This is a genomic window from Bizionia hallyeonensis (assembly GCF_042657385.1).
GTDB lineage: Bacteria > Bacteroidota > Bacteroidia > Flavobacteriales > Flavobacteriaceae > Algorimicrobium > Algorimicrobium hallyeonense.
Genome location: NZ_JBHSLA010000001.1, coordinates 575,229 through 587,918 on the forward strand (window position 1 = coordinate 575,229; position 12,690 = coordinate 587,918).

Genomic DNA, 12,690 nt, shown 5'->3' on the forward strand with positions numbered 1-12,690 from the left:
TATATTAATCTAAAATGGCAGCAATTCCAGGAAGGGTTTTACCTTCAAGACTCTCTAACATAGCGCCTCCTCCTGTACTCACATAACTAACTTGATCTTCAAATCCAAACTGCTTAACAGCTGCAACCGAATCACCTCCACCTACTAACGAGAAAGCACCTTCTTTTGTTGCATCGGCAATAGCATAACCTAAAGCCATTGTTCCTTTTGCAAAGTTTGGCATTTCAAAAACACCAAGGGGACCATTCCATAAAATAGTTTTCGAATTTTTTACAACCGTAGCAAATTTTTCCTCGGTTACGGGACCTATATCTAATCCCATCCAGCCATCGGGAATATTATTGACTGCACATGTGTTCGTATGCGCATTATTATCAAAAGCATCTGCAATAATGGCATCCACTGGTAAATGAACTTCAACATTTTTATTTTTAGCCTTTTCTAAAATCGAATTAGCCAGGTCCAATTTATCATCTTCTACTAATGAATCTCCTATCTTACCGCCTTGTGCTTTAATAAAGGTAAAGGTCATACCACCACCAATAATTAGATGGTCAATCTTATCTAAAATATTATCAATAATGGTAATTTTACTCGATACTTTAGCACCACCTAAAATAGCACAGACCGGTTTTTCGCCCGTATTCATTACCTTATCAATACTTTTTATTTCTTGAGCTAATAAATAACCAAAACACTTGTTATCAGGGAAAAATTTAGCCACAATAGCGGTTGATGCATGCGCTCTATGCGCAGTACCAAAGGCATCATTAACATAAATATCACCTAATTTAGCCAATTGCTTTGCAAAATCCTCATTACCAGCAGTTTCTTCTTCATGAAAGCGTAAATTTTCTAACAAAATAATTTGTCCAGGCTTTAAATTTTTCACTGCAGTCTCTGCCTCTTCCCCAACGCAATTAGGAACAAAAAGTACTTCAACACCTAAAATATCTTCAACTTTATCTGCAATATGCTTTAATGAGAATTTATCCTCAACACCTTTTGGCCTTCCTAAGTGCGACATTAAAACACAACTTCCGCCATCTTCCAAAATCTTAATAATTGTTGGTTTTGCTGCAAGAATTCGTGTGGTATCACCAACATGAAGATTATCATCTAAAGGCACATTAAAGTCTACACGAATTAAGGCTTTTTTGGTTTCAAAATTAAAATCGTCTAATGTTCTCATAATGCAATTGTGGTATAAATTAGTCCTGTTAAAATATGATTTAATATCATGGATTCACAAATATATATTTTTCAGGCAATAATGACTTAACTTTTAGGCTTACTTTAATAGTATTCTATCAAATTAAAAGCGGCTTTCTTTTAAAGTATGCTTCACAAAAAATGAAAAAAAATATGTAGGTTTGCCGTATGCTATTTAGTGATATTTTAGGTCAGGAATATATAAAAAGTCATTTAACACAAAGTGCTGATAACGGCCGAATTCCGCATGCGCAATTGTTTGTAGGACCCGAAGGTTCAGGTACTTTACCAATGGCTATTGCCTATGCGCAATACATACTTTGTCATAATACACAAGGTGAAAACACCACTGGAAATGAATCTTGCAATATAAAATTTAAGAATTTTGGCCATCCAGATTTACACTTTGCCTTTCCCGTAGCAGCGAATCAAAAAGTTAAAAAACATCCTGTTTCTAGTCATTTTTTAGAAGAATGGCGCGAATTGTTAAACCAACAACCCTATGGCAACCTATTTGATTGGTATAAAAAATTAGGCGTTGAAAATAAACAAGGACGAATAGGTGTTGATGAAGCGCAAGAAATTGTAAAGGACTTAACCTTAAAGTCTTATGAAGGTGGTTTTAAGATAACCATTATTTGGATGGCCGAAAAAATGAACACCGAAGCGGCCAATAAATTGTTGAAATTAATTGAAGAGCCACCCAAAAAAACCATTTTTATTTTAATTGCTGAAGATGAAGAGCAACTTATTAGTACCATCAGGTCCCGTTGCCAAGTTTTACATTTCCCACCATTACCAGAAGATGTTATTACCGAAGGCTTAATAAATAGCTATCAAATTGAAGCGTCTATTGCTGCAAAAATAGCACATCAAGCGCACGGAAATTACAATAAAGCGTGTGATTTGGTATATCATGACAGCGAAGATACCCAATTTGAAACTTGGTTTATTTTCTGGATCCGAAGTGCATTTAAAGCAAAAGGTAACAAAGCGGCCATTCACGATTTAATATCGTGGAGCGAAGATATTGCCAAAACGGGTCGTGAAACACAAAAGCAGTTTTTACAATTTTGTTTGAATTTTTTCCGTCAAGCCATGTTGCTAAATTATGGCGCGGCAGATTTGGTTTTTTTAGAGCCCAAAACAGACGGTTTTAAATTGGAAAATTTTGCCCCTTTTGTTCATGGTAATAATATTCTAGATATCTCAAATGAAATTCAAGATGCTATTTATCATATTGAGCGCAATGGAAATGCTAAAATTATTTTAACCGATTTATCTATAAAACTAACCCGTTTATTGCATAAAAAAACCAGTTAAATTAATAACTGGCTTTTTAATAGTGTAAGTTTCTAAACCTTATTCTGGTTTTTTATAATCTGCGTTTAAGGCGTCTAAAATTTCTTTAGTCAAATCGTTTTTTTCATCACCATACATAACACTTCCAGCTTCATTGCTGCCTAAAATATATGTATAACCGTTTTTCTTACCGTAATCTTTTACGTAATCACGTACTTTTTTAATTAGGGTGTCAATTGTTTGTTGGCTTTCCTCTTGAATTTTACTCTCCTCCAATTGGATACGCTGTTGCAACATTTGTTGTTTCTGCCCTAAAGCTTGATATTCCGCTTGCGCCTGATCCTGCTTCATGCTTTGAGCTTTTAATTGAAACGCTTGAGCTTCCTGTTGAAACGCTTGACCAATACTATCGGTTCTTTTTTCAAAGGCTTCAATTTTAGTTTTGAATTCAGCTTCAATGTCAATTTTTTCTTGGTAGTCATTTACCAAGTCCTTATTATTTACAAAACCAATTTTTTGAGTTTCCGTGTTACAAGACACTGCTGTTAAAAATAATAAGAATACTACGAATATGTTTTTCATGATGTGATTTTTAATTTTTTTAAATCGGCACAAATGTAATAAAGTAAATAGTTTGTTTTTAGAAAAGGTGCAATTTTTACGTTATAAACATAAATTATAGCATATTGTTAACCCATAATCAAAATCGATTAAAAACGACTTATTTAAACTATGTTTTAAAATGAGTTGAGATTATTTGAAGCACTTGTTATATTTAACGCTCTAAAACACGCTTATTTCGTCTTAAATTAAGTTTTAAGCCTTTTTTACCACATAAATAAGTGAAGAATAGGCACCAGACCGTTTAGCTGCACGATTGGAACGCCATCCTATTCTAAATGCTTTTAGAAAATTCATGTTTCCTGTTTTATATTTTTCTGAAAGCAGACTCACATAATACGCATCAAAAATCATGGGTTTTGTTTCTACAATTTTTAAACCCTGTTTTTCTATTAATTGCTTCATACCTTTTTCCGAAAAATGCCAAAGATGTCTTGGCACATCATAGGCTGCCCAAAAATTCTGGTAATATTCAGCATCGTAACTCTTATAATTAGGAACAGCAATAATTAAGGTTCCGGAATTTCTTAATAGGCTTTTATATGTAATAATCTGTTTTTCTAAATCTGGTAAATGTTCTAATACATGCCATAGGGTAATAACCTCAAAACTTTCATTTTTCAATTTAAAAAGTTCATGGGCATCATGAACGGCATTATTTGTTTTAGTGTTTGCAATGTTGCGTGCTTCTGCATTAGGTTCAATTCCAGAAATTGTCCAATTGTTTTGCTGTGCTGTTTGCAAAAAATCACCGGTTCCACAACCAATATCTAATAGTGTTTTTTCTGAAGTACTATAAGAATTAATTAATTTCAATTTACGTTTTAGCGCAATGGAACGAATAATGTGATAGGCTTTTTCAAAGAGGTTTCGTTTGGAATCTGTATGCGAAATATAATCATCACTATTATAATAAGCTGGTAAATTTTCTAATTTAGGTTGTGGCGTTGTCACCAAAATTTCAAATTCTGGATGCATTTCTAATTGAAATATTTCATTGGAAACAGAATAATCTTTAACCTGAAAATCTACTTTTTTCGTACTCACCTCTTTTTCTTTTATTATGCTTAATATTTACTTTTGTCAAGAAAACTATTTAAACGTTCCACGTGGAACATCAAAAAATTAACGTCCTAAATAAACTAATAATACGGAAATATCACTTGGCGAAACACCACTAATTCGAGATGCTTGAGAAATAGTAACTGGTTGTATTTTATTCAATTTACTGCGTGCCTCCATACTCATAGATTGCATGTTTGAATAATCAAAATTCTTTGGAATTTTAATGTTTTCTAACCGCGTTAACTTATCCGCATTATTCTTTTCCTTGTTAATATATCCAGCATACTTAACTTGAATTTCAGCTTGCTCTATTTCTTCTGTATCTAAATTCTGTTCTACTATATACGCATCAACACTTGCCACTTTACGCATGTCATTTATGGTGATATTAGGCCTAGCAAATATTTTAAACATCTTATCGGATTGAGACATTGGAGCAGAATCATTCGCTTCTAAAATTGGATTTATCTCTTCGGGCTTAACACTCGTTGCTTTGAAAAAATCAACAAACGCTTCCGCCTTACTATGCTTTTCCTCCATACGTTTTAAACGCTTTTCAGAAGCTAAACCTAAATCGAAAGACATAGGAGTTAATCGGATATCCGCATTATCTTGACGCAACAAGGTTCTATATTCTGCGCGAGACGTAAACATTCTATAAGGCTCTTCCGTTCCTTTAGTAATTAAATCGTCCACCAAAACACCTATATAAGCTTCACTTCTAGTCAAAATAAAAGGATCACGTTCTTGCACTTTTAAGCTGGCATTAATTCCTGCCATTAACCCTTGTGAAGCCGCTTCCTCATAACCCGTAGTTCCATTAATTTGACCCGCAAAATATAAACCTTCAACTAACTTGGTTTCTAACGTATGTTGTAATTGTGTTGGCGGAAAATAATCGTATTCAATAGCATATCCTGGACGGAAAAATTTCACATTTTCAAAACCAGCTACAGAACGCAATGCTCTAAATTGAACATCCTCTGGCAAAGATGTTGAAAAGCCATTTACATAATATTCTACGGTATCCCAACCTTCCGGCTCCACAAATAATTGATGTCTATCCTTACCGGCAAATCTATTAATTTTATCTTCAATAGAGGGGCAATATCGTGGTCCTAAACTTTGAATCCGACCGTTAAACATTGGCGATCTATCAAAGCCTTCACGCAGTAAATCATGCACTTCATTACTGGTATATGTTAAATGACACGAGCGTTGTTTAGTTAAGGGTTTTGTAATATCTAAATAGGAGAATTTTTCTGGAACCGCATCACCTGGTTGCTCCACCATTTTAGAAAAATCTAACGAACGTCCATCTACTCGAGGAGGTGTTCCCGTTTTCATTCTACCAGATTCAAAACCTAATTGAACAAGCTGTTCAGTAATTCCAGTTGCAGCTCTTTCACCTGCTCGTCCACCACCAAAATTTTTATCGCCAATATGAATTAAACCATTTAAAAAAGTGCCATTTGTTAGGACAACACTTTTAGTTTTTATCTCAATTCCTAAAGAGGTTTTTACACCCACAACTTTATGGTTTTCTACTATTAATCCGGAAACCATTTCTTGATAGAAATCCAAATTTTTTGTTTGCTCCAACATATTCCGCCAGTCTTCAGCAAAACGCATCCGATCACTTTGAACCCTGGGACTCCACATGGCAGGCCCTTTGGATTTGTTAAGCATTTTAAACTGAATAGCTGATGTATCACTAACAATACCACTATAACCACCAAGCGCATCAATTTCACGAACAATTTGCCCTTTAGCAATTCCACCCATAGCAGGGTTACACGACATTTGCGCAATATTTTGCAAATTCATGGTTATTAGAAGCGTTTTACTTCCCATATTGGCAGCAGCAGCAGCGGCCTCGCTACCTGCGTGCCCACCTCCTACTACAATTACATCGTAAACTTCGTTAAACATGTCTACTTGATTTATAAGATTGAATTGTTCCACGTGGAACAATAGATTTATATATTTACTTTAACCTGAAGCTCCAAAGGAATTCCAAAATAAAAAGTCTGCAAATATACGATATATTATGAGATATCTTTTAGTAGTTTCAGATAGTGGTTCTCCATACTTCTCATAGCTTCAGACTCGGCTTCCGATTTATCTTTATAACCACAATAATGTAATACACCATGAACCATAACTCGATGCAACTCATCACTAAAAGTAGCCTTGAAATCTTGCGCATTATCAGCTACACGTTCGGTGGAAATATAAATATCACCCTGTATGACATTTCCTACAGTATAATCAAAACTAATCACATCGGTTAAGGTGTCGTGATTAAGATATTCTACATTCAAATTATGTAAATAATCATCATTACAAAAAATATAGTTGATTTCACCCAATTCAAATTTTTCAGAAACTATAACACCTTCAATCCAAGTTTGCAGTATTTGGATATTATCTATTTCAAAATTGTTTTCGTAATTAAAACTAATCATTGGCTTTTTTAAAATACTCTTGAACTTTCTTTTTATAAACTGGTTGCAAAGGTAAACTTTGACGATTTAAAATCTCAATGGTATTGAAATATTGTTTAGCTGTAGGAATTTGATTATTCGTGTTGTTTTGAAATTCCTCACGATTGGTATTCGCTTTCCGCTTTGTATCTTCACCTTGCTCCATGGTTGCATTTTCCATTTTCAGTAATTGATGCTGCAAATTCATCATTTTTTGAAGTGTTTGATTAGTGAAACCTTTATTCAACAAATCCATTTCAACGTCTTCCATCTGCTTTAAAATAGCGTTACCGAGTCCATTTTTCCCCTCTTTAGCTAGTTTATCCTGTAAGGCTTGACGGATTTCTTGCTGCTGCTGATATATTCTAAACAATTCGCCTTTACTAATTTCGCTCCCTTCACCTTCACCCATTTGGTTTCCTTCTTGGCTCCCATTTTGTCCTTCGCTTCCCGGCTTTCCGTCTTGACCATTTTTACCATCTTCACCCGGTTTATCACCTTCCTTTTTACCTTTTTCTCCCTTCTCGCCTTCACCCTCATCTTTAGGTTTTCCTTCTTGGCCTTTCATGCCATCTTGCATTTCCTTATTCAGCTCCTCTTGACTTTTTATAATATCCGGCAACCCTTGTTCTGGTTTACCTCCACTACCAGCACCAGATGATTGCATTTGCATCTGCATCTGATTCATAATATCACTCAAAAAATTAGCTAAATTATTGGCAGCCGTAATGGTGTATTGTTGATTAGCTATACCTTGAAATAATCTATTTTCCGAAAACTGCTCTAGCGATTTATCAATATTAAAAAACACGTCTGAAATTTCCTTATTTACCGATTCTGATAATTTAGGTTGCCGCAAGGATAAAGCAAAAAGACTGTCGTCAACATGTGAAAAATGTTCTTTTAAATCATTTTGTTTCCGTAAATAGGTAGCATATTTATTATGGTTAATTTCAATACCTTTAAACTGTTCCATTAAATTTTCTTGATCAAATGAAAATAAGATAAGATTATCTAAAATCTGACGTAACATATCCACATCTTCCTGCATCTGCTCGCCTCCTCCAGATTGCATGGCCATTTTCATTTTCTCACCCATTTGTTTCATTTTCTGGGCAGCTTGCTTTTGTTTCTTTTGGGCATTTTGCTGATTTTTTTCAGCGTCTTTATCTTGATTTTGTTCTTCGTTTTCTTCTTTTTCACCTAATTCATCCGAAGCTTCTTGTTGATCTTTTTTAATAGCTTCTTCCTGCTTCTCATCACTTGGAACATCCATAGGTTGTTTCAAATCCTGATTATCTTTTTGCAATTCTTCTAAAGCCTTCTGAAAATCTTCAAACTTTTCGTTCAAATTATCTTGCGACTCTTTGGAGTTTTTCTCTTTTGTCTCTTCAGCTAATTTCTCCTGTTCCTCTGCTAATTTTTCGAGATCTTGCTGTAGCTTTTCTAATTTTTTAGCCACATAATAACGCTTCGTCAATTCCAATAATTGCTCTAAACTCCGCTTCTGATTTTTATTTTGTTTGGCTAGTTCCTCAAGTTTTTCACTTAATTCTTCCTTATTGACTTTCTCTTGCAATTTCTCCAACTCTTCCAAAAGTTTCTCATCCTTTTTTAGCTGCTCTTCGTTTTCTTTTAAGCGTTCTTTTAAATCCTCTTTAAAGATATCTTCTTCCTGATTTTCTTTTTGAAATTCCTCTAAATTTTCTTCTAATTTTTTATTGAAATTTTTCATCATGTCTTCCTGTTGCTTCTGACGCTTCAAAAAGTTTTCAAATTTCTTTTTATCATTAAAATTCAATTCGGATTTTTCTTTTTGTGTTTTAGAAAATTCTTCAAGCTCTTTTTCGCGCTCACTCATTTTCTCCAAAGATTTATTTAAATCCTTAATGGTTTCATTTTGTTGTTGCAATTGTTTGTCCTCGGTTTCCGCTTGTGTTAATTTTCTATAACTATAGGTCTTACTTTTAGTGCTTTTAAAATTGTTAATTACATCATTATCAAATACTTGAAAATACAAATCATAACTCACACCTTCAGTAAGCTCCAAATTATTAGGAAAAGCGGTTATAAATTCCCCAATATTCCCATTGGAAATTGGAATAGCTTTTGTTTTACGCTGCTTTTCATCAGCTGACTGATAGTAAACCAATTGCAACTTGCGTAAGCCATAATCATCCGTTGCTTGCCCATAGAAATACATGCTTTGTTGATTTATGCTGTCAATTTTCATTTTCACACGAAGTTCAGGATAATCATCTTTTATAACGTCAATAGAAAAAGCCAAACGTTCATAATCTTTTAAAGAATTATTACTAGTAGATATGGTATAATCCAACGCACTATACACTGTTTTAGTTAAGTTAAAATCACCTTTATTTTTCGTAGCAAACTGTACGGTATCTTCTGCATATAGTTGCACTATTTCAGTAGATTTTGTTTGTAAGTTCCAGGATACTTTGGTGCCTTGAGGAATAACGGCGTTTCCGGTTCCTGTTAACACCTCGTCCGCTTTATTAATGTAAGATGGATAATCTAAAACCATCTCGAATCCCAAAATTGATGGGACTTCAGAAACTTTTAGTACATAGGGCTTTGAGGTTACCGAATTGGCATTAAGTTGGAATTCTACATCATTTTTTAAGCGACTAAACACAAACTCAAAATCGCCAGCACCTTTTTGCTGCAGAAAATAGGTTTCATTATTATAGGTAATTTTAGCGTTTTCAGGAATAACATTTCCTACGGTTTTCACGTGTAACGTAAAGTCTTTGTTTTCTGTTGTCGTTAAATTTTCATTCACTACAAAAAACTGAAAAGGTGCAGGTGGTTCATAAGCGGTGTTATGGTTAACAACGCGATTATAACTCTCGCTAAACCAACTTATTTGTCCTGATAAAACCGATAATAAAATAATAACAACAGGAATAGCAGCATATTTAGCATAGCGTAAATTCTGCTTGAAATTAATAGCCAATTTAAACGGAATAGGTTGTAATTCTTCAGATTTTTGATTGATACTTGCCAGTAATAATTCAGATTCAACACCTTGCTCTTTCAACTGTAAAACATTCAGCAATTTATCATTAACTTCAGGAAAATGTGTACCAATAATTTTGGAAGCTTGCACGTAATCTATTCCTTTTTTTAGTTTGAATAGTTGCGCTAAAGGCATGGCTATAAATTTGATAAATAAGCCTATTTCAACGGCAACAAAAACCCAAAATAAAATAGTTCTAGACGTGGTATTTAGCCAAAATACATATTCAACAAATAGTGTAAATAGAAAATATAGAAATCCAATAGCAAAAAATAATATGCTACCCTTTATAAGCTCGTTTGTGTAATAACGCCTTACAAAAGCTTCTAATTTCTGAAGAATGATTTTAAAATGAGACACGTTTTTTATTGATTTTCTTTTCAACCTACTAAACTACAATTTTTTTTGGTCGATAATAATCTATAATTGATAACATTATGTTAACAAAAGCGTCTTGAAAACAGGGTTTTACACCAATTTGTACCAAATTAGATAAAAACATCCGGTTTTTATAAGTCGCGTTTTAGAAATTATCCGCTTCCCTATCGCTTTATGCTATTTTCTTTGCGGTTTGTTAATTGCTATTCTATCTTTGCGTTATTAAAACAAAAAACATGTCAAAACCCGTACGCGTGCGCTTTGCACCAAGTCCAACAGGACCTTTACATATAGGTGGTGTTCGCACAGCCCTTTTCAACTATTTATTTGCTAAAAAATACAACGGAACCTTTATACTTCGTATTGAAGATACGGATCAAAATCGTTTTGTTGAAGGTGCTGAAAATTATATTGAAGAATCTTTAAAATGGTGTGGTATTACGGTTGACGAAGGTGTAAATACTAACGAGAAATTTGGACCATATAGACAAAGTGAGCGTAAAGACATTTATAAAAAATATGCAGATCAGTTAATTGCCAATGGCAAAGCCTATTATGCATTTGACACAGCAGACGATTTAGATGCACATAGAAAAAATCACGAAGCCGAAGGAAAAACCTTTATTTACAATTGGCATAATCGTGAAAAAGGCCGTTTGGTGAACTCGCTCGTGCTTTCTGCTGAAGAAACACAAGCAAAATTAGATGCTGGTGATGATTATGTGATTCGTTTTTTATCACCTCAAGATGAAACGCTGCATTTAACAGATATAATCCGTGGCAATATGACCATAGATACCAATATTTTAGACGATAAAGTATTGTTTAAAAGTGATGGTTTACCAACCTATCATTTAGCCAATATTGTAGACGACCATTTAATGGAAATCACGCATGTTATTCGTGGCGAAGAATGGTTACCATCTTTAGCATTGCATTATCAATTATATGATGCTTTTGGTTGGGAAAAGCCTGAATTTGCGCATTTACCATTGATTTTAAAACCAACTGGAAAAGGAAAGTTAAGCAAGCGTGATGGCGATAAACTAGGGTTTCCAGTATTTCCATTAGCTTATAAAGATCATCAAACGGGTGATATATCTCGTGGTTACCGAGAAGATGGTTATTTTCCAGAAGCAGTTGTGAATTTCCTAGCCTTTTTAGGTTGGAATCCAGGAACAGAACAGGAAATTTTTAGCATGGACGAGCTGATTGCTGCCTTCAATTTAAACCGTGTGAATAAAGCAGGAGCCCGTTTTGATCCAGACAAAACCAAATGGTTTAACCACCATTATATGCAAGAGCAATATAATGACGATTTAGCTATTACGTTCAAGCAAATTCAACCAGAATTAGCCGAAATTGATGTGAATTATGTAGAACTGGTTGTAGCCCTTATTAAAGAACGCGCGACCTTTGTTACCGATTTTTGGGCATTAAGTCACTTTTTCTTTCAAACACCAACCGATTTAGACGAAAAAGCGGTTAAAAAAGCTTGGAAGGACGATTCTCCTGAACTGATGACGCAAGTCGTTTCAGTTATTGAATCTGTGGAGGATTTCACCGTTGAAAACCTTCAAACTGAATTAAAAGGTTGGATTACCAAAAACGACATAGGTTTTGGTAAAGTTATGATGCCATTACGTTTAGCATTAGTAGGTGCCTTACAAGGACCAGACGTATTTGATATTATGTATTTAATTGGTAAAGATGAAACCAAACGACGTATTGAGAATTTGGTGAATACGTTGTCTTAATAATTATAAAATGTCACTTCAAAATGATAAGGATTTCTACATTAGATTTCCTTTCATTCTGAAATAACTTTTTTTTATTAAACTTCTTCTAAAACGAAATCATAGCCGTAAACGCCAACATAGATTGGTTTCCTTTAAATTTATTTGAATTTCCTGTTTGGTCTAAATTGTTATCATTTAATTTATCCAAGGTGTTTAGAAATCCGTAAATATATTGGGCTTTGAGTCTGAAATGGCTAAATCCAGCGGATACTCCAATAGCGCCATCCACATTAAAACGGCTGATTTTTTTGATGTCTTTTGCCAAAAGGTTATTGTAATTCGCTATCAAATAATTTTCTTGATTTTGATCATCAAGTTCCAATTCACCATTAAATTGCAACATAGGACCCACATCAATAGTTAAAAAGCTTCCGATTAATTTCACATGCATTAATAAAGCTATTTGAGCGGTAAAAACTTTATAATCAATAAATTCTTCATTGGAGAGTAAAACCGGCCTTGCAGCTATTCCTAAATGGTTTTCAGCGAGTTGAATGGTATAACTCACATTGTACCATTTGTTAGGTAAATCTACTGTTGCAGAAGCACCAGCCATCCAGCCGTTGCCCTTTTTCGTGGTAAAATTGTCAGTTAAAATATCATATTGGGTAATACCACCGGAAATTCCGATACCATTAACAATTTTGTAGTTTTTAGGCTGCGCAAAACCTATTGTAACAAAACTAATACAAATGGCGACTAATAGAATACCTGATTTTGAGTATAACATGGTTTATGTGTCTGTTTGTAACAAACCTATGAAAAAAATAGGATAAATATTTCTTTT

General features: G+C 34.0%; 9 protein-coding genes. 2 read left to right on the top strand and 7 right to left on the bottom strand.

Annotated features, from left to right (window positions below; genetic code table 11):
• Positions 1-4: 4 nt before the first annotated feature.
• Positions 5-1,192: a phosphoglycerate kinase gene (locus ACFPH8_RS02645; protein ID WP_376858348.1), complete on the bottom strand. Its 1,188-nt coding sequence runs from the start codon at positions 1,190-1,192 to the stop codon at positions 5-7.
• Positions 1,193-1,380: 188 nt separating this feature from the next.
• Between ACFPH8_RS02645 and ACFPH8_RS02650 the strand changes: the two genes are divergently transcribed.
• The gene (locus ACFPH8_RS02650) at positions 1,381-2,535 is read left to right on the top strand and encodes a DNA polymerase III subunit (RefSeq protein WP_376858349.1); all 1,155 of its coding nucleotides are present in this window, start codon (positions 1,381-1,383) and stop codon (positions 2,533-2,535) included.
• A 39-nt stretch (positions 2,536-2,574) separates the two neighbouring features.
• Here the strand turns inward: ACFPH8_RS02650 and ACFPH8_RS02655 are convergent, their stop codons facing one another.
• From ACFPH8_RS02655 to ACFPH8_RS02675, 5 genes are all read right to left on the bottom strand, one after another.
• Positions 2,575-3,096, bottom strand: coding sequence for an OmpH/Skp family outer membrane protein (locus ACFPH8_RS02655; protein WP_376858350.1), 522 nt, complete (start codon positions 3,094-3,096; stop codon positions 2,575-2,577).
• Between the two features lie 234 nt (positions 3,097-3,330).
• Positions 3,331-4,182, bottom strand: a complete 852-nt coding sequence (locus ACFPH8_RS02660) for a class I SAM-dependent methyltransferase (RefSeq protein WP_376858351.1) — start codon at positions 4,180-4,182, stop codon at positions 3,331-3,333.
• Positions 4,183-4,260: 78 nt separating this feature from the next.
• On the bottom strand, positions 4,261-6,132 hold the full coding sequence (mnmG, locus tag ACFPH8_RS02665; RefSeq protein ID WP_376859098.1) for a tRNA uridine-5-carboxymethylaminomethyl(34) synthesis enzyme MnmG: 1,872 nt from the start codon (positions 6,130-6,132) through the stop codon (positions 4,261-4,263).
• A 116-nt stretch (positions 6,133-6,248) separates the two neighbouring features.
• Complete coding sequence (gene ybeY / locus ACFPH8_RS02670) at positions 6,249-6,668, bottom strand: rRNA maturation RNase YbeY (RefSeq protein WP_376858352.1); 420 nt, start codon at positions 6,666-6,668, stop codon at positions 6,249-6,251.
• Positions 6,661-10,086 (bottom strand): DUF4175 family protein, encoded by a 3,426-nt coding sequence (locus tag ACFPH8_RS02675; RefSeq protein WP_376858353.1) that lies wholly within the window; start codon positions 10,084-10,086, stop codon positions 6,661-6,663. Before ACFPH8_RS02675 ends, ybeY begins: the two co-directional genes overlap by 8 nt.
• Positions 10,087-10,340: 254 nt before the next feature.
• Between ACFPH8_RS02675 and gltX the strand changes: the two genes are divergently transcribed.
• Entirely contained in the window at positions 10,341-11,861 is a 1,521-nt protein-coding gene (gene gltX / locus ACFPH8_RS02680) for a glutamate--tRNA ligase (RefSeq protein WP_376858354.1), read from the top strand.
• A gap of 88 nt (positions 11,862-11,949) precedes the next feature.
• Here the strand turns inward: gltX and ACFPH8_RS02685 are convergent, their stop codons facing one another.
• Complete coding sequence (locus ACFPH8_RS02685; RefSeq protein WP_376858355.1) at positions 11,950-12,633, bottom strand: hypothetical protein; 684 nt, start codon at positions 12,631-12,633, stop codon at positions 11,950-11,952.
• Positions 12,634-12,690 lie beyond the last annotated feature (57 nt).

What these genes read in the sequence shown, in the direction of transcription:
- ACFPH8_RS02645 (WP_376858348.1), bottom strand. Translation starts at nt 1,192, where the DNA reads ATGAGAACATTAGACGATTTTAATTTTGAAACCAAAAAAGCCTTAATT.
- ACFPH8_RS02650 (WP_376858349.1), top strand. Translation starts at nt 1,381, where the DNA reads ATGCTATTTAGTGATATTTTAGGTCAGGAATATATAAAAAGTCATTTA.
- ACFPH8_RS02655 (WP_376858350.1), bottom strand. Translation starts at nt 3,096, where the DNA reads ATGAAAAACATATTCGTAGTATTCTTATTATTTTTAACAGCAGTGTCT.
- mnmG (WP_376859098.1), bottom strand. Translation starts at nt 6,132, where the DNA reads ATGTTTAACGAAGTTTACGATGTAATTGTAGTAGGAGGTGGGCACGCA.
- ybeY (WP_376858352.1), bottom strand. Translation starts at nt 6,668, where the DNA reads ATGATTAGTTTTAATTACGAAAACAATTTTGAAATAGATAATATCCAA.
- gltX (WP_376858354.1), top strand. Translation starts at nt 10,341, where the DNA reads ATGTCAAAACCCGTACGCGTGCGCTTTGCACCAAGTCCAACAGGACCT.
- ACFPH8_RS02685 (WP_376858355.1), bottom strand. Translation starts at nt 12,633, where the DNA reads ATGTTATACTCAAAATCAGGTATTCTATTAGTCGCCATTTGTATTAGT.